Annotated in this window: 18 protein-coding genes; 11 read left to right on the plus strand and 7 right to left on the minus strand. The window is 40.0% G+C overall.

Annotated features, from left to right (window positions below; genetic code table 11):
* The first annotated feature begins 595 nt into the window (after positions 1-595).
* From HG267_RS03940 to HG267_RS03990, 11 genes are all read left to right on the plus strand, one after another.
* On the plus strand, positions 596-1867 hold the full coding sequence (locus tag HG267_RS03940; protein WP_045870330.1) for a WcaI family glycosyltransferase: 1272 nt from the start codon (positions 596-598) through the stop codon (positions 1865-1867).
* A gap of 648 nt (positions 1868-2515) precedes the next feature.
* On the plus strand, positions 2516-2977 hold the full coding sequence (rsfS, locus tag HG267_RS03945) for a ribosome silencing factor (RefSeq protein WP_045870331.1): 462 nt from the start codon (positions 2516-2518) through the stop codon (positions 2975-2977).
* A complete protein-coding gene (locus HG267_RS03950; protein WP_045870332.1) occupies positions 2974-3474 on the plus strand; it encodes a CGLD27 family protein in 501 nt (166 codons plus the stop codon). The genes rsfS and HG267_RS03950 overlap by 4 nt, the downstream gene beginning before the upstream one ends.
* Positions 3475-3578: 104 nt before the next feature.
* Complete coding sequence (locus HG267_RS03955) at positions 3579-4532, plus strand: asparaginase (RefSeq protein ID WP_045870333.1); 954 nt, start codon at positions 3579-3581, stop codon at positions 4530-4532.
* A 604-nt stretch (positions 4533-5136) separates the two neighbouring features.
* A complete protein-coding gene (locus HG267_RS03960; protein WP_045870334.1) occupies positions 5137-5616 on the plus strand; it encodes a group I intron-associated PD-(D/E)XK endonuclease in 480 nt (159 codons plus the stop codon).
* Positions 5617-5655: 39 nt separating this feature from the next.
* The gene (locus tag HG267_RS03965; RefSeq protein ID WP_045870335.1) at positions 5656-7101 is read left to right on the plus strand and encodes a YcjF family protein; all 1446 of its coding nucleotides are present in this window, start codon (positions 5656-5658) and stop codon (positions 7099-7101) included.
* 123 nt (positions 7102-7224) lie between these two features.
* Positions 7225-8349, plus strand: a complete 1125-nt coding sequence (locus HG267_RS03970) for a DNA cytosine methyltransferase (protein WP_045870336.1) — start codon at positions 7225-7227, stop codon at positions 8347-8349.
* Between the two features lie 207 nt (positions 8350-8556).
* The gene (deoC, locus tag HG267_RS03975) at positions 8557-9237 is read left to right on the plus strand and encodes a deoxyribose-phosphate aldolase (protein WP_045870337.1); all 681 of its coding nucleotides are present in this window, start codon (positions 8557-8559) and stop codon (positions 9235-9237) included.
* 126 nt (positions 9238-9363) lie between these two features.
* Positions 9364-10281, plus strand: coding sequence for a DNA repair protein RecO (gene recO / locus HG267_RS03980; RefSeq protein WP_045870338.1), 918 nt, complete (start codon positions 9364-9366; stop codon positions 10279-10281).
* Positions 10265-11881, plus strand: coding sequence for an MFS transporter (locus HG267_RS03985; protein ID WP_045870339.1), 1617 nt, complete (start codon positions 10265-10267; stop codon positions 11879-11881). The genes recO and HG267_RS03985 overlap by 17 nt, the downstream gene beginning before the upstream one ends.
* A 333-nt stretch (positions 11882-12214) precedes the next feature.
* On the plus strand, positions 12215-13363 hold the full coding sequence (locus HG267_RS03990) for a glycosyltransferase family 4 protein (RefSeq protein ID WP_045870340.1): 1149 nt from the start codon (positions 12215-12217) through the stop codon (positions 13361-13363).
* A gap of 147 nt (positions 13364-13510) precedes the next feature.
* Here HG267_RS03990 and HG267_RS03995 read toward each other — a convergent pair whose 3' ends face one another.
* From HG267_RS03995 to HG267_RS04025, 7 genes are all read right to left on the minus strand, one after another.
* Positions 13511-16465: a caspase, EACC1-associated type gene (locus HG267_RS03995; protein ID WP_052335186.1), complete on the minus strand. Its 2955-nt coding sequence runs from the start codon at positions 16463-16465 to the stop codon at positions 13511-13513.
* 15 nt (positions 16466-16480) lie between these two features.
* Positions 16481-16867 carry a hypothetical protein gene (locus HG267_RS04000; protein ID WP_045870341.1) on the minus strand — a complete coding sequence of 129 codons (387 nt, stop codon included), beginning with the start codon at positions 16865-16867 and terminating at the stop codon, positions 16481-16483.
* Positions 16868-17025: 158 nt separating this feature from the next.
* A complete protein-coding gene (locus tag HG267_RS04005) occupies positions 17026-17823 on the minus strand; it encodes a peptidase (RefSeq protein WP_045870342.1) in 798 nt (265 codons plus the stop codon).
* A gap of 17 nt (positions 17824-17840) precedes the next feature.
* Entirely contained in the window at positions 17841-18074 is a 234-nt protein-coding gene (gene secG, locus HG267_RS04010; RefSeq protein ID WP_045870343.1) for a preprotein translocase subunit SecG, read from the minus strand.
* A 75-nt stretch (positions 18075-18149) separates the two neighbouring features.
* Entirely contained in the window at positions 18150-19748 is a 1599-nt protein-coding gene (gpmI, locus tag HG267_RS04015; RefSeq protein WP_045870530.1) for a 2,3-bisphosphoglycerate-independent phosphoglycerate mutase, read from the minus strand.
* Positions 19749-20142: 394 nt separating this feature from the next.
* Complete coding sequence (locus HG267_RS04020; protein ID WP_045870344.1) at positions 20143-21837, minus strand: ABC-F family ATP-binding cassette domain-containing protein; 1695 nt, start codon at positions 21835-21837, stop codon at positions 20143-20145.
* A 214-nt stretch (positions 21838-22051) separates the two neighbouring features.
* A complete protein-coding gene (locus tag HG267_RS04025) occupies positions 22052-22879 on the minus strand; it encodes an Rpn family recombination-promoting nuclease/putative transposase (protein ID WP_045870345.1) in 828 nt (275 codons plus the stop codon).
* Positions 22880-22903 lie beyond the last annotated feature (24 nt).

A 22903-nucleotide genomic window follows, 5' to 3' on the forward strand; every position in this document is an offset into this window, starting at 1 on the left:
TAAAGTCTAAATTCTCTATCTATTATCTATCTTAGGTATTCGTTACACTTCCCATTAGCAACTCAACATTTGGGGTGTTGTGCAATTAAGTACAATATCTCACTAATTATTGTGATGATAACTTTATAAGCTATCTGATTTTTCACAATATATCTACCTAAAATAATTATTTTTTTGAACCCGTAGTTTTCATGATTACTACTGGTGGAAATACTATGTATTCACTTATATTTACTCTGGATTGATTTAGGATTATTTTTTAGCATTTATCAGAAATAATTTACTTGCCAGAACTTTTATTAAAGTAATTTTGATGCTTGTTTAAAGCTTAATTAATTAATGAAAATAGAGATTATACTTAGGTAGGTTTACCCTACAAAACAATCACATAACAAGCAAGCAGCCTCTATATAAATTAAGTATTGCCTACGCATGAGATATCAAAATTTACTTAATCTTCAACCAAAAGTCACTGACATAGCAAGGCTGTGCAAGGACAATTTAGTTATGGGTGCAACGTAAAACGTAAAATCAAAAATTCTTGGGACAAGTATTCTTTTTCAATACAAAGCCAGATAATTCTGACTAATTTGTTATGCGGATTTTGATTTACTCCTACAACTATTACCCAGAACCAATTGGTATTGCTCCCTTAATGACTGAATTAGCCGAGGGACTTGTGAAGCGGGGACATGAAGTGCGTGTAGTCACAGCTATGCCCAACTATCCTGAACGTCAAATTTACCCTGGCTATCGCGGTAAATTGTATTCAACAGAATCTAAAAATGGAGTCCAAATTCAACGCAGTTATGTTTGGATTCGTCCACAACCAAACTTGCTAGATCGAATATTGTTAGATGCTAGCTTTGTAGTCACCAGTTTTTTACCTGCAATGATAGGCTGGCGACCAGATGTAATTATTTCTACTTCACCTTCATTGCCTGTATGTTTACCAGCTGCCCTTGTCGGATGGTTGCGTGCTTGTCCTGTGGTTTTAAACCTGCAAGATATTTTACCAGAAGCAGCTATTCATGTAGGGCTACTGAAGAACAAATTTCTAATCAAAGTATTTACACAATTAGAGAAGTTTGCATATCATAGCGCTACTAAAATCAGCGTCATCGCTGATGGTTTCGTGGAAAATTTGCTCAAGAAGGGTGTACCATCTCACAAAATTGTGCAAATTCCCAATTGGGTCGATGTGAATTTTATTCGCCCCTTACCTAGAGACAATAACGCGTTTCGGGAAACACACAACCTCAAAGACAAATTTGTAGTTTTATATTCTGGTAATATTGCTCTAACTCAAGGCTTAGAAACAGTTGTGAAAGCTGCGGCTCTGTTACGTCATATCCCAGACATTGTGTTTACAATTGCTGGGGAAGCGAAAGGATTGCAGAGACTTCAACAAGACTGTCTCGATTATGGTGCAGATAATGTCTTGTTACTACCTTTTCAACCTCGCGAACGTCTGCCGGAAATGTTAGCAGCTGCGGATGTTGGCTTGGTTGTGCAAAAGAAGAATGTCATATCATTCAATATGCCTTCCAAAATACAAGTACTACTTGCTAGTGGGCGAGCATTGATTGCATCTGTACCAGAAAATGGTACAGCAGCAAGAGCTATTAGACAAAGTGGTGGAGGATGTGTGGTGCCACCAGAAGATGCTCAAGCTTTAGCCAATGCAATTCTAGACTTGTACCAAAACCCAGATAAAGTTAAAAATCTCGGTTATAAAAGTCGCCAATATGCTGTTGAACAATATAGCTTTGAGCAAGCTTTAAATAACTATGAGGCTTTATGCTATGCGCTAAAAGCAGAAGAGGCAATAATTTCCAGCACCAATATCTCAAACCAAGAAGTTTAATACTTCAAATAAAAACACAAAAGACCCCTGCCTGCAAATGCTCAGACAGGGGTCTTTTACTTTTTATTTTTTGCTTGTTAAATATGCTTTAATTTTTGTCTGCATAGTACTTGCAGCCAAAATGTAACGAGCATCAATATGAAGCTTAACTAATAATTTCTGACTCAGGTAAGATTCTAAAATATATCTGAGGTTACTTGTAAGGTATCTTATTCTCTGTAATTATTCCTGTATGTGATATGTGGCTGCACTGACCATATCGACACTATATTTATCAACCAAAAATCATCATTAATTTGGATTTTGAATTTTAAATTCTGCTTTGTGGTACTAGGCTGGTAGGTTGCAAAATTATCAACAGGCCTCAAGTAGGCAATACCTCAGAATATAAAAATCAGGATTTAAATTAATCTCTGAAAGTAGCAAATGATACTACAAAAATTGCCATAAAGCAACTAATACAAAGTACTAAGTAGCTACACTAGCTCCATATAGCATGGTACGCTTGATTGCTGTTTACCAAATCCAAAAAGTCTTTTTTTTTGTTAGTATGCAAAAAAAACAATTTACATAGTTACATCTCATGATTGATGAGTTGTGTGTAATTGTCAAAAAATGTAACAAAAGGGCTAAAGCACCTGAGGTTTAATGTCTGATTCTTTCCAAGGAGAATTCCCAACGCCATCTGTATCTTTAAGAAAAACTGCGATCGCTAGTCTACAAGACCCCAGCGAAGAAGCGAGCAGAAAATTAGCAATAACCGTTGCCGAAGCAGCATCAGACCGCAAAGCTGGCGATATTCTACTGCTTAGGGTAGCAGATGTCTCTTACCTAGCAGATTATTTTGTAGTGATGACTGGCTATTCAAGAGTTCAAGTCAGAGCGATCGCAGAAGCCATTGAAGACCAAGTATCAACCGAACTGCAACGCAATCCCTTGCGGACAGCAGGTAAAGCAGAAGGAAGCTGGGTTTTGCAAGATTATGGCGAAGTGATCGTTCACATCATGATGCCCAAGGAGCGAGAGTTTTATAATTTAGAAGCATTCTGGTCTCATGCTGAACGTTTAGAACTGCCAACAGCCGATGACGGTGGGGTTAAGCCAAAATGATCAAATCCTCGGTTTCTAATTGCCCAGTTCCGACTGAACAACAACCACTCAACGAGTACGAAGAATTAAAAACATCTTGGCTATTTCGTGATTGTGCCTTAAATTGGCGCGAGCATATCAAAAAAATGCTGTGGATTTGGAGTTTATCGTGGGTGGTAGCTGGGCCAGTCGCAGCCGCCAGTTTTCCCCCACATAAGCATTTCGCCCAATTTATTCTTTGTGGTGCAGCGGGAGCAAGTATCGGCGTAATTCTCTTGTTAGTACGATTGTACTTAGGCTGGTATTACGTCAGCGATCGCCTAACCAGCGCCACAGTATTTTACGAAGAATCTGGGTGGTATGACGGTCAAACTTGGATCAAACCAGAGGAAGTCTTAAACCGCGATCGCTTAATTGCTACTTACGAAATCAAACCGATTCTTCGCCGCTTGCAACTGACCTTTGCTAGCTTGGCAGGAATGTTCGTTGTTGGTAGTATAGTTTGGCATTTGTTGTAAATAGTCATTAGTCACTAGTCATGAGTTTTAACAAATGACATAGGACAAATGACAAATAACAAACAAATAATAAAAAAATAACAAAAAGTGATAGATTTTAACCCATGACAATGGGAAAACGAACTCAAGCCGCAGCCTTAGAAGTGAGGTTGCTACGGGAAGGAATCATTGAATCGCGGCATATAGTCCAGGCTGTTGTATGCGACGAACGAGGGCGGGTTTTATCCGTAGCTGGGAATTCGGAAACGGCTGCATTTGTCCGTTCCGCACTGAAACCATTTCAGGCACTCGCTATTACATCTACTGGTACGCTAGAACGATACGACCTCAGCGATCGCGATTTAGCGATTATCACTAGCTCCCACAAAGGTAGCATAGAGCAGGTAAGACAGGTATTTAACATTCTTTGGCGGGCCGATCTAGACCCCAGCGCACTCCAATGCCCGATTCCTGAAGGTAAGCGGAGTCCTCTAGAATACAATTGCTCTGGTAAACACGCGGGAATGCTAGCGGTTTGTCAACAACGACATTGGCCTTTAAATAACTACTTAGAACGCAAACACCCAGTCCAACAGTTAATTCTTAGCAAGGTAGCAGAATTACTGCGAATGCCATCAGAAGAATTTATCGGTGTTCATGATGACTGTGGCGCACCAACTTATTTGATGCAACTTGGTCAGATGGGTTCGCTGTATGCCTTGCTCGCTTCTGGTAAAACTTTGGATATGGAGCGCATTGTCCGGGCCATGACTCATCATCCCACAATGGTAGCTGGTGATGGTGAATTTGATACGGAACTCATGCGCTTAACCCCTGGAGAATTGGTAAGCAAAGCTGGTGCCGAAGGAGTACAGTGCATCGGTAGGTTAGGGGAAGGCATGGGATTGGCAATTAAAGTTATGGATGGAGCAAAGCGAGCAAAATACGCAGTTGCTATTCATTTACTTCAACAAATGGGCTGGATTACCCCCAGCGTTGCCGAAAGCCTAGCTGAAAAGTTTATGATTTTGGGAAAATACAAGCGTTTAGAAGTTGTGGGAGAATTATCGCTTTTATAGTTGCCAAATTTATAACTTGGGGTTATACTAAAAAAGTAAGCAAACGACGCGGGATAGAGCAGCCTGGTAGCTCGTCGGGCTCAACAAGCAAAGTTAACTAAACGCTTATCAGTTAACTTTGTTATGGGCGGTACGTAGAGAAACTTACGTGCGTTTACCTGTCAAACTCGGGGAAGCCATTAGCGTGGTAATCCCGAACCAAGCTCCAGAAATGGAGAAGGTGTAGAGACTGGAAGGCAGGCACCCTAACGTTAAAGACGAGGGTGAAGGGACAGTCCAGACCACAAACCAGCAAGTCTGGGCAGCGAAAGCTGTAGATGGTAAGCATAACCCGAAGGTCAGTGGTTCAAATCCACTTCCCGCCACCAAATTAAAAGAACGATAAATCCCTGAGACTCTAAATGGTTTCAGGGATTTATTTTATATATCTAAATTGCACATTTTGTTGTTTGGGTTGTCAAGGCTCAAGAGGAGCCAGTCACGTGCGGAGGTTCCCTCCGTAGAGTGAACTGGCGTTTAAGAGTCAAGGATAAACTTGGACTTTTGACCTTTGACTCTGGACAATCCTGATAAGTAACTATGCAACTTAAATGCGTAACAGCTTATGGACACCAAGCTTAAAGGAGATATTGCAGAACAAGCAACTATTCTTCACGCCTTAAAGCGGGGTTGGGGAGTTTTAAAACCTGTAGGCGACAGGCTCCCTTACGATTTAGCTTTTGATATTGAAGGAACTGTACTCAAAATTCAAGTCAAATATGCTTGGTTTGATCAGCCTTCTGGAAATTATGTTGTAGATAATCGTCGCACTAAAACAAATCGCCGATTCATGCGAAGAGAGGCATATCAGCCAGCAGACTTTGATTTTGCCATAGTATATATAGAAAAACTTGATATATTCTATATCTTCCCAGTCGATGTGTTCATCGGTTATGGTAGCGAAATCCACCTTGTGGAAACTGAAAAACGACAGCGTAAACCTCGTTCTGCACAATATCGTGAAGCTTGGGAATTAATCTTACAAGCGGTAAGTAAAGAAAATTGTGTTTGTTCGCCTGTCTCATTCGGGGAAGCAGGGTTTTGATCTATTCTGGAGTAAGCCATCCAAAAAGCGCGGAGAGTCATAGTTGTGAAGTTGCAACGACCAATTTTAGTAGGAGGATTGGGACTGTCGTTTTCTCTGTGGATGTTAGACAGTTGGCAAGATTCCATAGTGCAGGTAGGAGAATTTGGTTTACTGAGTGCTTTGGCAGTCGGCGGTGGTTTGTGGTTATTGCAGCAAAATCGCCCGAAAGCTAGTGTAGAGCAGCTTGATATCATGCTTGTAGAACGAGCAGATGTAGAAAATGCGATCGCTAAAGCAGAAGTCGTAATTAACCAACTGGCACAAGAATCAGAACAACATCCAGCCATAGGGAACTTACGAACACAAGTTAACCAATTACTCTTAGATTTAGATAGGCAAGAACTTAAACTAGCTGTTACTGGTGGGAAATCTGTCGGTAAAACTACCTTAATTGAGGTTTTAAAATCTAGCTGGCAATCCCAAATCAAGCAAAAAGTCAGCTTCCAAGAGACAGCACCTTTATATATTCAAGCTGGTAACAAATCAGATACAGATGTTTTGGCAGAAGTGGAAACATCTGATTTTATCCTCTTCCTGACTAACGGTGATTTAACCGATTCAGAATTTCAAACTTTACAGCAGCTAAAAGCTGCAAATCAACCTGTTTTGTTGGTTTTCAACAAGCAAGACCAGTATTTACCTGATGAACGTGCTAGCATCTTGCTGTCACTGAAACAACGGACACAAGGAAATTTAGTTGCAACAGCCGCCTCTCCCATTCCCATTAAAGTCCGGAAACATGAAGCTGATGGTGCTGTACAAGAATGGTTAGAACAACCAGCAGCAGATATCCAGTCTTTGACACAGCAACTAGGAGAGATTTTAGCCCAGCAAGCACAGAAGTTAGCCTGGACAACAACTATTAGAAAAGCTAACTTGCTGAAAGCTGAAGCAAAAACCTGGTTAAATAACATTAGACGCGATCGCGCTACCCCAGCTATCGAACAATATCAATGGATAGCTGCGGCTGCTGCTTTTGCTAATCCAGTCCCTGCACTTGATGTTTTAGCAACTGCGGCGATTAATGCTCAAATGGTCATGGATTTGGGTAATATCTATCAGCAGAAATTTTCTTTAGAACAGGCGCAAACTGTCGCTGGAACGATGGGAAGTTTAATGCTGAAGCTGGGTTTAGTCGAACTTTCTACAAAAGCTGTGAGTACTGTTCTCAAAAGTAACGTCGTCACCTTTGTCGCTGGTGGCGTGGTACAGGGAGTTAGTGCAGCTTATCTCACCAGAGTTGCTGGCTTAAGTTTAATAGAGTATTTCCAACAACAAGAAATAGCTCTAGATTCTGGCAATAACCTGAATTTGGAAAAATTGCGGCAAACTTTACAAAATGTCTTCCAGCAAAATCAGCAGATGGCTTTTCTGCAAGGTTTTGTTAAGCAAGGTGTTAAGCGCTTGTTACCAGAAGTTGCTGTTGAGAAGGCTGTGGGATAATTCCCTTAAATTAACTTAAATCTTAATGTCAGTAGATAATCAGCCTGCGATTTAAATCGCAGGCTAATTAGTATTAGACGAGACTTTTTTCTGAGAAATTAAAGAAAATCTCGTAGTTAATAGATGGCTAATTATCGTACTTGTATATTTTCCTTCTTTGCTGGCTCCGGGTTCCTCGATTTAGGATTTGAAACTAGCGGTTTTTATATTGTTTATGTCAATGAAATATTTCCGCCATTCCTTGCCGCATACCGTTATTCACGGGAAATTCTTAACCTACCATTGCCTGAATATGGGTATCATCAAGGTGAAGCCGCAGACGTAACTAAACTTTTAGAAGGATTACCCGCTCAACTTTTAGGTGAATTAGTCCAGGACTGCCGAAAATCTCATAATATTGTTGGCTTTATTGGCGGGCCTCCTTGTCCAGATTTTTCCATAGGCGGAAAAAATAAAGGTCATTTGGGAGATAATGGTAAACTTTCTGCATCTTATATTGAATTGATTTGTAATCATTTACCAGATTTCTTTTTATTTGAAAATGTCAAAGGTTTGTGGCGGACAAAAAAACATCGTTTATTTTTTGAATCGTTAAAGCAGAAATTACAAAAAGCTGGCTATATATTAACAGAACGCTTAATTAATGCTATTGAATATGGTGTGCCACAGGATAGAGAAAGAATTATTCTTATTGGCTTCCGAAATAGCTTAAGAGAACGCGATAATTTAAAAATTTCTAATTTCTTTCCGTGGAAAAATTATATTTTATATCCTCAAGAAGAAGTCTTTGCTTACCCTTGGAGTCAATGTACATCATTCCAAGAAGATTCTATAATTACTTGCCCGGAAAATATTCCTCAAGAACTCACAGTTGAATACTGGTTTAGAAAAAATAATGTGGCTCAACATCCCAATGCTCAACATTATTTTCAACCTAGAGCAGGAATCACAAAATTCGCTTCAATTGACGAGGGAGATGATTCTCGAAAGTCCTTCAAACGTTTACACAGATGGCGCTACTCGCCAACTGCTTGTTATGGCAATAATGAAGTACATTTGCATCCTTACAAAGTGAGAAGAATTTCTGCTGCTGAAGCCTTAGCAATTCAATCTTTACCTGCCAATTTTGCGCTTCCAGAGGATATGTCACTCACCAATATGTTTAAAACTATTGGTAATGGAGTACCATATTTGGCATCAAAAGCATTAGCTGAAACTATTCTTAACTTCTTATTAATTAGTAGCTAAAATCCTATTAAGCGTACTCAAGTTAAAAGTGTCTAATGTTAACTTGAATACTTAAGTGTTTTCAGTCCATCTAGAAAGCCGATATCTCAGACCTATTCAGCAGTTCGGTTTTCAGGATAAACTCGTAATAAATGTGGTTTAATATATATATAAGAAATGTTTTAATTTTTTATAAAGTTTAATAATCAATAATTGGCAAAAGGCACGATGGCAGCAGACTATCCCGACATTGATATTGCGCCATTTATCGATCACGCCCTGTTAACGCCAACGGCTACTCCAGAGCAGGTTGAGCAATGGTGTGAAGAAGCAGATAGATTTCATTTTGCGGCGGTTTGCTTGCACCCTACCTATGTAAAGCGAGCCGCAGAACTCCTCCACGGTAAAAATCCCAAAGTCTGTGCAGTAATTGGCTTTCCTACTGGAGCGACTACTTCCGCAGTTAAGTTGTATGAGGCTCAAGAAGCAGTGGAAAATGGAGCCACTGAACTTGATGTAGTGCTCAACTTGGGTTGGTTAAAAGCTGGTAAAACTGAAGCAGTCCACCGGGAAATTGCGGAAATTTGTGAAGCAACCGGGCAAACTGTGAAGGTCATTTTAGAAACTAACCTGTTGACAGATCCAGAAAAGAAGGTAGCGGCAGAATTGGCTATGGAAGCAGGGGCCGCATTCTTAAAGACCAGTACGGGTTGGAATGGGGGTGTCACTGTGGAAGATGTGCGACTTTTGAAAGAGATTGCCCGAGAAAGGTTAGGAATTAAGGCCTCTGGCGGTATTCGTACCATTAATCAAGCCTTAGAATTAATCTTGGCGGGTGCTACTAGATTAGGCACGTCTCGCGGTATCGATTTAATCCGTCAGCGCAATAACCCAGAAAAAGTGGAATAGTCATTGGTATTTTGTACTCAGAATTAATGACGCAGGACTGATGACTAATTTACGGGCGGTTTAAATGAAATATTGCGTCTGCCCCTAAATATGCGGGTTTAACCCGCCCCTACGGACTCTTGGCTAATGAGTAAAACCTATCAAGTAACAGGAATTAATCTGAAAGCCCAGGCGCTGGGAGAATCAGATAGAATAGTAACAATTTTGACAAAAGAGTTCGGTTTAATCCGAGCAGTGGCCCCAGGGGCACGTAAGCACAATTCAAGCCTGGGTGGTAGGAGTGGGATGTTTGTTGTCAACGAACTACTGATTGCTAAAGGGCGATCGCTCGATAAAATTACACAAGCACAAACAGTAAAAACCTATCCAGGTTTGACTAAAGATTTAGGGAAATTGGCAGCTAGCCAATATCTAGCAGAAATAGTCCTCAGTCAAGCTTTAAGCGAACAACCCCAAGAAGAACTGTATGAGCTGCTTAACGAACATCTCAATCGGTTAGAGGCAGTGTCTAATAACGAAGCGAGCATCTTAGCTCATCTGTCTCAGGGAGTGTTTCACCTTTTAGCGTTGGCGGGACTAACACCTCAAGTGCAAGTTTGTTGTCTCACGCAACGCCCCCTGATACCAAATTTTACAAACCCGCAGTGGCAAGTAGGATTTAGTATTTCTGCTGGTGGCACAGTTTGCTTAGAGACTTGGGAAGACTTGCGAAAACAAAAAGAGAGGGAGAGACAAATCAACTCTTCCAAGACGCGATCGCCTCATCTCCCCGCAACCCCAGCAACAACCATCTCGGGTTACCAAACAGTGATGCATCGCCAAGAACTACCAGTGATTTCTGGGCGATTAAATGCAAAAGAACTTGATATTCTGCAGCAGCTGTCACAACCAGAGATAATGCAAATTAGTACCACCAGAGATAATGACTGGTTAGCTGTTGAGCAAATTCTGCGCCATTATGCTCAGTATCATTTGGGTCATCCAATCCGCTCCGCCACTTTAATTGATTCTTATTTTGCTGCCAACCATGATGCAACCGTCTGATTTGGATACAAAAATCCTGCCTTTGTCACCGAGCTACGCCAAAAAACAGAATAGAGCATCAGATTCTACAGCACCCAGCCACTTGAGTGCTGTTCCGAAGTCTCGGCCCAGTCAAATCAATAACCACGAAATTTCCCCCCGGGAGATTTCGCCAAATAATAAAAATTGGCTATCGGAAAAATCAAAACCTGATTTTATTAATTCAGAAGCCAAATCTACTCAGGCTGAGGCTAATGGCCAAGCCGCTATTACCTCAGCAAAAGAACCACCCGATATCAAGGGGCCTGATTCAGGTAAAGATGAACCATCAAATGATGTACCTCAAAAGGGGTTTTTACCTGTATTAAAAAACCCAAATTTCTTAGCCCTTTGGGGTGGACAAGTTTTTTGCCAGCTAGCAGATAAAGTTTATCTGGTGTTGATGATTGCCTTGATTAATACGCAGTTTCAAGCTAGTCATCAAAGTATTAGTGGTTGGGTATCTGCCTTAATGATGGCTTTTACCATACCCGCCGTGCTATTTGGTTCTGTGGCTGGTGTGTTTGTGGATCGCTGGTCGAAAAAGACTGTATTAGTAGCTACCAATATTTGGCGGGGAATTTTGGTGTTGGTGATTCCCTTGCTGTTATGGTTGACTCATGATTGGCAACCAGTGGGAGTATTGCCTGTAGGTTTTTTGATCATCTTAAGCGTGACTTTTTTAGTTTCCACCCTCACACAGTTTTTCGCCCCAGCCGAACAAACAGCAATTCCTTTGGTGGTGGAAGAGCAACATTTACTCTCAGCTAACTCACTGTACACCACAACAATGATGGCCTCGGTAATTGTTGGTTTTGCTGTTGGCGAACCACTATTAGCGATCGCGGATCAACTTTGGCTAAATCTGGGTGCAAGTGGCGGATTTGGAAAAGAAATGGTCGTAGGTGGAAGTTATGCGATCGCAGGAATAATTTTGAGTTTCTTGGTAACTAACGAAAAACCTCACGACTCAGCCACCGAATTTCCTCATGTTTTCTCAGATTTACGGGATGGCTTACGTTATCTCAAAGATAATCATCGTGTTCGTAGCGCTTTAGTACAACTGATCATCTTGTTTTCCATATTTGCCGCCTTAACAGTTTTAGCTGTAAGAATGGCAGAAATCATTCCCAACATGAAAGCCTCACAATTTGGCTTTTTACTAGCAGCTGGTGGTGTGGGAATTGCTGCAGGGGCAACAATTCTTGGTCAGTTTGGTCAACGTTTCTCCTATACTGCCCTTAGTCTTTGTGGTTGTCTGGGGATGGCAGCTTCCTTAATAGGGTTATCCATCTTTACAACACAGCTTTGGATAGTGCTTTTGTTAGTAGCACTATTGGGTGTTTTTGGCGCACTTGTGGGTATCCCGATGCAAACTGCAATTCAAACAGAAACCCCACCAGAAATGCGGGGTAAAGTCTTCGGTTTGCAAAATAATGTCATTAATATTGCTCTTTCTTTACCCTTAGCATTAGCGGGTGTAGCAGAGACCTTTATTGGATTACAAGCTGTCTTTTTAGCATTAGCTGTAATTGTCTTTTTCGGAGGTATCTTTACTTGGTATACCTCGCATCGTGAGTAATTAAACATTAGCTTGACATAATTAATCATTTACTGAAAGCTGAAATTTTCGTGATAGACTGAACTCAGCCATAAATCACTATAGGCTTAACTCGGGATCATTGTGAATCCTGGCTCGATTGCTTTTGATTGACTCATATGTATTCACAAATTCTTAGTAGGATAACTACAGCTATAACTAAACTAGCTAAATTAATCTGAGAATTTGGCTATTTTATGGGTAGAAAAAATGGGGTGTAATAGTAACTAAAAGCCAGCGATAACAAACAGCTAAAAGCAAAACCACAAACAATAACTAAATATTAAACCCGCTGTTCTTATAACTAAATAAAGAATGCGTATAGCCTGGATTGGAAAAAAATCACCCTTTTGCGGCAATGTTACCTACAGTCGAGAAATTACAAATGCCTTGTTAGACCGAGGTCATGAAGTTAGCTTTCTCCACTTTGCTCAAGAAGAATCTGAACCTGATAACTGGCCAAAATTTCAAGAAGTTTCCTTACCCTTCATTTACAAGTCCCAGGTTTACACAATTCCCACTTTTAAAGCAACCAAAGTATTAACTGAGTCGTTGCGAAAAATTAAACCAGATATAGTCCACGCTTCTTTGACTTTATCTCCCTTGGACTTTATTCTTCCAGAAATTTGCGAGCAACTGAATTTGCCTCTAATTGCGACTTTCCATACCCCATTTGCAGGGAAAGGGGCAAAACTCATTTCCGGAACGCAACTTTTGGCTTATCAGCTATACGCACCTTTCTTAGTGAACTACGATCGCGTGATTGTATTTTCCCAAATTCAACGCGAGTTATTAGGGCGGATGGGTGTGCGGGAAGAAAATGTTGCAGTCATCCCTAATGGAGTTGATACTGCTAAATATTCTCCAGGCCCTTCTCAAATCAAAGCTGAATTTCAAGCCAAACGCCTATTTGTCTATCAAGGCCGGATAGCACCAGAAAAGAATGTGGAACCGCTGCTACGCGCTTGGAAGCAGTCAGGGTTGGAAGCTGATAGCAAGCTACTGATTGTAGGCGATGGGCCTTTGAAGCCGTCTTTACAGCCGTTTTATGGTGCAGAGGAAGGCATTATCTGGCTAGGATTCATTGCCGATGAAACCCGACGCATCGAAATTCTACGGGGGGCAGATGTATTTATTTTGCCTTCGTTGGTAGAAGGGTTATCTTTATCTCTTTTAGAAGCAATGGCCTGCGGGTTGGCGTGTTTAGCCACAGATGTGGGTGCTGATGGTGAAGTATTAGAAAAAGGTGCAGGGGTAGTTTTAAATACTAAAACAGTGCGATCGCAATTAAAAACCCTGTTGCCACTATTTCAAGATCATCCAGAGTTAACAACTGTGTTGGGACAGAAAGCCAGAAAGCGTGTATTGGAACGCTATACCCTCACTGATAATATTACTCAGTTGGAACAATTGTACCGCGAAGTTTTACTACAGCGACCTTTACCCCTAACTCATAGATTGTAAGTAAGGGTACTGATATAAATTTTGGTTGGCTGCACTGCATCTGAGAGCATAAAAGAGTGCAGCTATACTAATTTTTAAGTTGCTTAATCTAAACCCAACTTACCTAATTTTACGTAGAGAAAATCGTTTTACGTAATGCCAAATAAATTAAAATTCAGCTTGAAATTGTACTTTTTCTGTTGGAATAGAATCGAAAATATACTTGCCTGGATTTTCACTATCTTCCTTTACTTGTAATATTGATACTTCTGCTTCACGCTCACCTCTAAAATTGACTTCTCCTGTAACAGGTTTTAATGAAAATTTCTGTTGAGAAAAATCTTTATTATTATCTAAGCCTAAGCGGAATCCCTTTCTAGAAAGCCTGTCTCTAAGATTGGTACGGTTTATTTCTTTACGATTATTTATAATTTCCTCAAAAGCTTTAACAATGGCTTGGGTTGTATCATAAGCCATCGCAGTACGCCAAGTAACATTAGCTACTTTCAGGTCTTGCTTTGTGACATTAAAAGAGTTACTTTTATCATTCCCTTCTTTATGATTCCAAGGTACTGGAATTAACATATCTTTAAAATATTTTCCTTCAGCTAATGTTTGATTGGTATTCATTGTAGGAGAGCCTAATAATTTCCAACCCTTATCATGTGCTTTTTTTGCAAGTTCTATAGCTTTATTTATTTTTTCGACCGCAGGTAACAAAAGTATTGTATTAACCTTATCTTTTTCTAATTCTTCTATAATTTTATCTGTATCAAAATTATCTGAAATAATACACGGTTTTCCTGAAAGTAACCTGTTTCTTTCATCACGAATAGCTATACTAAAAACTCTTTCATGAGATTCACTAGCTCGAGAAGATAAATCAGCACAAATAGCAATTTTTTCTATATTACTATCTCTTGAAACATGATTTGCTAGTTTTTCAGCAATTCTTTCTAAAAAAGGCATTATATGAAATACAGGAGGGCCGAATGCTGTTATTTCCCTTGCATCACTTGTGGGGGTGATCATTACTAAACCTCCGTCTTGATATATGGGAGCCGCCTTAAGTGATGTATTGCTAGAGTTGTGCCCCACAATTGCTAACACATTACTAAAATTTGATTTATTCTTGACTAATTCTTTAGCAATTTTTACAGCCATTTTTGGTTCATTGCTATCATCAGCAATCAAAACATTTAAAAATCGTGGGCTTTCGTTTGCGTTTTTTGAAAATCTAATACCACCATTATCATTTACGTCTTTTTGAGCCAAAGATACGCCACGTAATATTTGTTTGGCTATATCGGGGTTATTTCCTATAGGTACGCTAACAGCAATGCTGAGAATCAGTTTGTTATCACTGTTTGCTTGAATGTGAGCATTGGCATTGTTATAGCCAATTAATGCCTCCGGATCATCAATTGGATTATTTTTTATTGCTTCCTTAAAATAATTCAAAGCTGTTGGATAATTACCCTTTTCAAATGCCTGTTGTGCTTGCTTTTTGTTATCATTTCTATCTGTATCTAACAGATTTTTTTCTCCCCAACTCATTTTCATTTTTGCATCAGGAAGACTTTGTTCTTTTCTATAATCAGAAACTAGAATTATAGCTGTAGGTGTAAAAAAATAGCCTATTATAATTAATATAATTAATAATATTCCAATTATAAATTGTCCAATTTTTAACTTTCTGTTAAAATTTTTCTCCTGTTTTATTTTTGCAATAACGCGCTGTTCTATTCGGCTTGCTTCATCATCCTTGAGTTCCAATGAGTTTTTTAACTCTTGTAAATTACGTTTTGCTTGCCTATTGATAGAAGATGTTTGCTTTACTACCTGAGTAAACTTATTTTCATACTCCTGTAACCTACTCTCCTTAAATGCGATTATAGGAGCTTCGATAGCCCTAATATTTTCATCCTTCAGTTGTAAGCGCTGCTGAAGTTCTATCAACCCAGAATCTAGATGTTTAACTGGGTAGGATTGCTCAATTGCAAAACGAAAAGCTTGCTCGTATTCTAGCAAGTTTTGCTGTCTTTCTTCAATTACTTGATTTTCAATCAGAGCTATTTTCTCATCCGTAAGTTGTAAAATTTTTCCCAAACGTATTAATTCTTCGCGAGTTTGATTACTGATTGGATATCTTTGTTGAATCTCTCTTCTAAACCTAGATTGATAGCGCTTTGACTTCTCCTTCAAGTCTTTATAAGGCTTTAAAACCTTCTCCTCAATTGCAGAAGCTTCCTCAGTATTTATTAGATATTCATTTTTTAGTTCATTCAATAAATCACGACCAGTATCAGAAATTTGACCATCACCATTACGTACCAAAAACTCAACTTCTTGATGATATATTTTTTTGGGATCGTCAGTCGATGACTTAGCTAGCTTAATATTAAATCCTTCTCTGACTGCATAAATCCGTGGACTCATTTTTGGAGCAGCTTTTCTAACTTGATCTTTAGCATAATCATATAATTCATAAACTGATATCCAACCATCATCATCTCTATCTGCTACACCATCTTCTAAACCTTCTACAATGTAACGAGTAAAAAGCGAAATATCTCCTCCTTCCTGTTCATAAGAATATTCAGTGAAAGCTGAAGACGTAATAATAACCCGTCCCTCTCCACCAAGTTGGTTTTTTATTGACTCAGAACCATCATTTTTTACATACAAATCATTAGTAAAAGCACCACTATAGCAGCAATCGAGGATCAACACCTGATAACGGGACGCGCTATTGCTCATGATTTGATTCACGAAACTAGCTGTTACTGCCGTTGATATAACTACTTCTGTATTGTTATTACTATTTTTCCGAGTATTAGAAGTGGCAAAATAAAGTTTATTGTTAGCTAATTTACCTCCGTGACCAGAAAAAAATAGCAGCACTAAATCATCTGTTCGACGACTCGCAAATAAATCCTCAATTGCTTCACTCATTAACTGAGAACTAGGGTTTTTAAGTATTTTGATTTCATCAAAACCTCCAATTTCCGGGTTCTTTAAAACCCGTTGCATTGCGTCTATATCTCCTATAGATGCAGGTAATGGGGTAAAACCAGATTGATACTCACTAACCCCAATGAGTAGTGCTACTTTTTTTGCCATAGAATATCTAAACCTTTAATTAGATTTGATAACTTCTTCTGCTGCTTTCACAACATCTAGTAACTCTTGCTGACTATAATTTTTAGCTTTGACTTTTAACTTCTTACCGTTTGCCTCAACTTCAAATTCAATTTCTTTACCAGACAGACGACTGTGCAAATAACCCAATGCACCTTTGATATTTTTCGGACTTACCTCAGCCATCAAAAATCCTGGCAGAAAATTTCCAAGAGGTTTTGCCTTATCTGGTATGTCTTCTAGAGGTACTTGTACACGTCCTACTGTTTCAAACTCATCTACCTGTTTCATCTCATCCAGTAGGTATACAGTTTCATCTTCTAATTTTTCATCATCTGGATTTATCCAGGAAATGGTGAGTTTAATCATTGATTCGTTAATCATACTGAAGTTTTAGGCAATTTTAGGTGAATTTATGACTATTATTACGCATTTTTACTTATCCTATCGGGACAAATTTTATATTGTTGACAGAGAAAATTCACTATGACAAAGATGAGGATAGCGTTACAAAAGCTCCTATCCAGTTAAAACTCAAGCGACTATGAAGACCACCCCAAACTAGTAGGCTGTTGATAAACCCGCTTCAAGGTATTCACATCTCTAATAGAAATCGGCGGCGGTTGGCGAACTTGAGAAAAGTATAAAGCATCGGTTTGTAACGGACTATGCCCCCAAATTCCCAAAGCATGGCCGAGTTCATGACGCGCTGCGGCTAGGACATAATTACCTGTCTGGCTAGGACTTAATAATATTGTGAAGCGGTGTAATAAAACTTTGTTGTTGGTATATAACTCGTAGGTAGTTAAAGCAGAACGCGCACGGGGTATTTTATCGACGGGAGAAATTTGCAGAGGAGGCGCTTTTCGCAAAATTTTAATATCTGCAACCTCTGGTTTTTCCACTATCAATAAAGGTAAGTAAGCATTCCACTCCTGCACAGCTTGTAAGACGCTGTTAACCCAAGCTTGAGCTTGCTGGCTGTTAACTGCCGTTGGCGTTTCTATGTAAACTTTAATAGGAAATTGTGACCAAACTAGATAACCAACTTGGGTGGGTGTAATTTGAGCAAAGTAATCACCACTGTTGGTATTATCTTGCCATTTAGCTAGCGTTGGCGGTAAAGGATAAGGTTTTGGAGAGGGGTATGAGGAGGCTGGGAGAGAAGTTATTAAGTCCCTAGAATATTCGGTTACTTGGGCAAAATTAGCATTTGTAGGGAGATGCATAAAAATAACTAGCAGCCCTGTACTTATTGCTAAGGTGAGAACTGCTAGTAAATGTCGTGTAAGTAAATTTTTTAGGGGGTTGGGTGTTGGGTATTGGATTTTTTGTCCCATATCCCTATTCCCTATGCTTACTTAGGTAGCCAGCCAGCACTTAAAACTACTGTTAAACCTAGAAAAACTACTGTTAATGCCCAAGTAATTCGGTTTAAGGTGTTTTCTGCGCTTTTAGTGCTGCTAAACAGTTGAGCTTGTCCACCAATGGCTCCAATACCATCTCCTTTAGGACTATGCAGCAGTACTAAGACGATTAAACCAACGGCGGAAAGCGCCCAAATGCCTTGAACAATATTAGAAACTGTCATGGTAGGAATCTAAATAGATAGTCAATTTCAAAACAGAAGTGCCAGGGTGAAGGTAACAGTTAACTGTTATCTATTTTACAAACCTACTTGCGCGGGAGTACGACTGCGTTGCACATCATATCCAGCTGGGACAACGAGCGATCGCCCTGTCATTTCTGATGGCTGAGGAAGTTGTAAAATCTCTAGAATTGTCGGCGCAATGTCGGCTAGCTTGCCATCGCTTCGTAGTTCGACATTTGTACCATGTCCAGGGATTTTGACTTTTTCTCCTTCCAAAAGAATTAAGGGGACTGGGTTAGTGGTGTGGGCTGTCCAAGGATTACCCGCATCATCTAGCATATACTCAGCATTACCGTGGTCAGCAGTAATAATTGTTGTGCCACCAACTTTAGTAATGCTAGCAAGTAGGCGACCCAAACAGAGATCAACTTTTTCAATTGCTTCTATCGTAGCTTCTATCTGACCCGTATGTCCTACCATGTCTGGGTTGGCATAGTTAATTACAACCAACGAGTAGATACATTTTTCAATCGCGGCGATCGCTACTTCTGTAACGGCTGCGGCTGACATCGCCGGAGCTTTGTCGTAAGTTGCTACCATAGGACTACTTACGAGTTCCCGGTCTTCACCCTCGAAAGGATCTTCTAGACCGCCATTAAAGAAGTAGGTAACATGGGCGTATTTTTCGGTTTCAGCAGTGCGGAATTGCTTTAATCCGTGATTGGCGACGACTTCTCCCAAAATATTTGTGAGATTCTGTGGCTCAAAGGCAACAGCTACTTTTAAATCTGGATCGTACTGAGTAAAAGTAGCAAAAGAAAGTGGTTGAATTAACTGCCTTTCAAAGCCCTTAAATTCTGGGCTGACAAAAGCTTGAGTGAGTTGTCTAGCGCGATCGGGGCGGAAGTTGAAGAATATCACTCCATCCCCGGCTGCAATTGCGCCAGGAGCAATACGTGTGGGGTTGATGAATTCGTCTGTGACTCCGGCGGCGTAGGATGCTGCTAAAACTTCTACGGCTTGGCGATTATCGGTTACTTCATCTTGGGTCATTACGTCATAGGCACGTTTAACCCGATCCCAACGATGATCGCGATCCATCGCATAATAGCGACCGCTAAGGGTGACTATCTGCCCTACACCTAAGCGGTCTATATATTCTTGCAGCTGCCCAATTGCTTTGACACCTTCTGAGGGTGCTGTGTCACGACCATCGGTAATGGCGTGGATACAAACTTGGGAAATTTGCTGATCCTTAGCTAAGTCCAGTAGTCCGAATAAATGGGTGAGATGGGAATGTACTCCACCCTCTGAACACAGACCTACTATGTGAAGCTTGCCATTGCGATCGCGCACTTCCTGGCAAATTTTGACAAGTGCTGGATTGAGCTTAATAGAACCGTCTTCCACCGCATCGGAGATGCGTACTAATTCTTGCGGTACTACTCGCCCAGCGCCAATGTTCAAATGACCAACTTCCGAGTTGCCCATTTGACCATCTGGCAACCCTACGGCTTTTCCTGATGTGCGAATGAGGGTGTGTGGATAAGCTGCCCATAAGCTATCCATGACTGGAGTTTTCGCATTAACTATAGCGTTTCCACGCTTCTCCTCGCAGTAGCCCCATCCGTCTAAAATGACTAGCACCACAGGAGCAACAGGTGCTTTGGTCATAGTAAAATTGCCCTTTACTTTTTGTAATACCCGAATGATACCACTGCTAATCACCACTGCAAGAGGATTTCTGCTTATTAACTTCTTTTATCAAAAAATTCAGTATTTTTTAGAGTTTTTTTAACTTTAGTAACTTTTGCTTATTTTTTGTGATACTTGTGTGGGGCTAATTATCAAAAAAGTTTTTGTATAGTGCTAGCAGTCAGACTCTAATTTGCGTTTTGCTGCAACTTTTATAGATTTCTTGCTATTTCTGTAGAATATACTATTTACTGTCTAATTCATCATTGTATAGCAGTAGTGCATGATGTTGAAAGCTGAGAATGAACACTTTTCAACTAAGCTATTGCAGCATCATGCACACTACGTAAAATTCAGTGTTATTACTAACTTATTATTTGCGTTTTGCCGAAGCTTTAGCGGCTTTAGCAGCTTTCTTGGCAGCTTTTTCCGCCGCGATCGCAGCTAGTTTTTCAGCTTCTTTTTCTTCAGCAATTTTATCTAGATAGTAATGATAATTACCTAAATAAACGCGGAATTCACCATCGCGAATTTCTACGATTTTATTAGCTACCTGGGAGATAAAATAACGGTCGTGAGAGACAACAATCGCTGTACCATCGTAATTCTGCAGGGCTTCTTCCAACATTTCTTTAGCTGGAATATCTAGGTGGTTTGTCGGCTCATCCAAGATGAGTAAATTTGCTGGACGTAAGAGCATTTTTGCTAAAGCTAGACGTGCTTTTTCGCCTCCACTTAATGCGCCAACTTGTTTAAATACTGTGTCTCCAGTAAATAAGAAGCGTCCTAATAATGTACGCACTTCTTCATTTTTCCAGTCGGGAACTTCATCATGAATAGTTTCCATGACTGTCTTTTTCAAATCTAAAGCTTCTGCTTGATTTTGTTCAAAGTAACCAGGAATCACATTGTGATCGCCTAATTTAACGCTACCTTCAGTGGGTGGTTCCATACCCATAATCACCCGCAGTAGGGTAGATTTACCCGCACCGTTGGGGCCTAAGAAAGCAATGCGATCGCCTCTTTCAATGAAGAGATTGGCTCCTAAAAATAAGATTTTATCATCATAGATATGAGTTAAATCTTTAATGGTGACCACTTCTCGTCCGCTACGGGGTGCATCGGGAAAGCGAAAATGTAGAGTTCTGACACCACCTGTAGGTGCTTCAATTCTCTCGATTTTTTCTAGTTGTTTTTCGCGGCTTTTAGCTTGAGTACTACGGGTAGCACTAGCGCGAAATCTATCAACGAAAGCTTGTTGTTTCTCTAGTTCTTTCTGCTGTCGTTCGTAAGCACTCAACTGTGCTGATTGATTTTCAGCTTTTTGTTGCAGGTATGATGAATAATTACCCAGGTAAGTAGTCGAAACACCACGTTCTGTTTCTACAATTTGAGTGCAGAGGCGGTCAAGAAACTCCCGGTCATGGGAGACTATCACCATTGGAGTCACTAGACTTTTTAAGTAATTTTCCAACCACTCAATAGTTTCTAAATCTAAGTGGTTTGTTGGTTCGTCCAGTAGCAATAAATCTGGTTTTTGCAACAGGATTTTACCCAAACTCATCCGCATTTGCCAACCACCAGAGAAGGCGCTAACGAGGCGATCGCCATCTTCTTGTTCAAATCCCATCTCTGGCAAGATTTTGCCGATGCGTGCTTCTAAACCATAGCCATCCAAGCCTTCAAACTGGCGCTGTAAGCGATCCAATTTGTTAATTAAGTGATCGAGTTCCTCTGGAGTCGCAGTTTCCATATCCCTAGTCACTTGGGCGATGGAAAGCTGCACTTGATTCGCTTCTTTAAAAACAGTCCAAAATTCTTCTCTCACAGTGCGGCCGGGGTCTACTTCAAACTCTTGGTTGAGGTAGGCTATATGTAAACTCGCAGGACGAATAATTTCCCCCGCCGTCGGTTCCATTTCTCCAGAGATAATTTTCAGTTGGGTAGATTTACCTGCGCCGTTCACACCGACTAAGCCGATGCGATCGCCAGGTTTAACTTCCCAGTTGATATCTTTGAGAACTTCACCTGTGGGATAAATTTTACTAATATGTTCTAGTCGCAGCATCAAGTTTTTCTCAGGTAGGGGATGGGTAGTTGGGGAATGAAGTGCTAATGCCGTGTCAATCTTAACAAAATTTAATTAATATTTCGTCGGGAAAAATTGCTGAATGATAAAAAAAGAGTTTGAGATTGTTACGCTCATAGCTAATTAAGTTATATATACCTAATCACAACCACCCATTTCGACATTTGTCTACCCTAGTATTCAAATTATGCTGTTATTCTTCGTTGCTACTGGAATTAGAAGCCTGCTGTTGTACTATTTGGCTAACTTCCTCCGCACTCAATTCTAAAGCTTGAGCTATTTGCTCTACAGTCAACCCAGCTGTCAACATTGGTAGTACTGCTTTTAACTTACCTCTTCTTACACCTTGCTCTATGCCTTCTTCTTTGCCTTCCTGAAAAGCTTCCTGATAAAATCTTGTCTGTTTTAACTCGCTCAAACTAAACATGGCTTCGATTTCCTCCCGACTCATGTTAGGAAATTTGTAAACTAAGATAGTTTCTATTAATTGTAATAATTGCTGCTGTAATTGTGAGTTTATCTCTTGCTTAGTTTTCTTGATTAACTCTCGCGCTTGGTGAATCGCTATCTCTGCATCTTCAACTACTAATTTAACGGTTGCTATGCTAACTGGTAAAGTAGCTGTATCACCCAATTCATTTAGATAAATCCGTTTTATCCTGTGACTGGCAAAGAATTCACGATAATGTTTAATATCTCCTGTATCTACACTCCTGTTTGGGTATAAAACTACAGCACTCCAATCATTTTTAGGTTTATTCTGACGCAGGTATAAACTTATTTCTGCAATCAGTCGTGAGTAAATTTCGTCATCTTGTTGAAATTGAACTTCAACGAAGTAAATTGGTCTATCAGTAATTTCTATAGGCAAAAATAACCCATCTATTCGGAATGAAGTTTGTTTAATTTCAACTGATGAAAACAGATAATTGTTTGCTTCGTCAGGAGGATTGCCAATGATTTCAAAGAAAATACTAGGTATTTCTTGAAATAGCCGATAAAATAAAATGTCAGTTTTCACAAAAGTCTACAATTTTCGTATTAT

The organism is Tolypothrix sp. PCC 7601 (genome assembly GCF_025677855.1).
In the GTDB taxonomy this organism is placed as follows: Bacteria; Cyanobacteriota; Cyanobacteriia; order Cyanobacteriales; family Nostocaceae; genus Aulosira; species Aulosira diplosiphon.

Coding starts and splice junctions, on each gene's coding strand:
- HG267_RS03960 (WP_045870334.1), top strand. CDS start 5,137: ATGGACACCAAGCTTAAAGGAGATATTGCAGAACAAGCAACTATTCTT.
- secG (WP_045870343.1), bottom strand. CDS start 18,074: ATGACAGTTTCTAATATTGTTCAAGGCATTTGGGCGCTTTCCGCCGTT.
- HG267_RS03950 (WP_045870332.1), top strand. CDS start 2,974: ATGATCAAATCCTCGGTTTCTAATTGCCCAGTTCCGACTGAACAACAA.
- HG267_RS03955 (WP_045870333.1), top strand. CDS start 3,579: ATGACAATGGGAAAACGAACTCAAGCCGCAGCCTTAGAAGTGAGGTTG.
- HG267_RS03995 (WP_052335186.1), bottom strand. CDS start 16,465: ATGGCAAAAAAAGTAGCACTACTCATTGGGGTTAGTGAGTATCAATCT.
- recO (WP_045870338.1), top strand. CDS start 9,364: ATGAGTAAAACCTATCAAGTAACAGGAATTAATCTGAAAGCCCAGGCG.
- rsfS (WP_045870331.1), top strand. CDS start 2,516: ATGTCTGATTCTTTCCAAGGAGAATTCCCAACGCCATCTGTATCTTTA.
- gpmI (WP_045870530.1), bottom strand. CDS start 19,748: ATGACCAAAGCACCTGTTGCTCCTGTGGTGCTAGTCATTTTAGACGGA.
- HG267_RS04020 (WP_045870344.1), bottom strand. CDS start 21,837: ATGCTGCGACTAGAACATATTAGTAAAATTTATCCCACAGGTGAAGTT.
- deoC (WP_045870337.1), top strand. CDS start 8,557: ATGGCAGCAGACTATCCCGACATTGATATTGCGCCATTTATCGATCAC.
- HG267_RS03940 (WP_045870330.1), top strand. CDS start 596: ATGCGGATTTTGATTTACTCCTACAACTATTACCCAGAACCAATTGGT.
- HG267_RS03990 (WP_045870340.1), top strand. CDS start 12,215: ATGCGTATAGCCTGGATTGGAAAAAAATCACCCTTTTGCGGCAATGTT.
- HG267_RS04005 (WP_045870342.1), bottom strand. CDS start 17,823: ATGGGACAAAAAATCCAATACCCAACACCCAACCCCCTAAAAAATTTA.
- HG267_RS04000 (WP_045870341.1), bottom strand. CDS start 16,867: ATGATTAACGAATCAATGATTAAACTCACCATTTCCTGGATAAATCCA.
- HG267_RS03985 (WP_045870339.1), top strand. CDS start 10,265: ATGATGCAACCGTCTGATTTGGATACAAAAATCCTGCCTTTGTCACCG.
- HG267_RS03970 (WP_045870336.1), top strand. CDS start 7,225: ATGGCTAATTATCGTACTTGTATATTTTCCTTCTTTGCTGGCTCCGGG.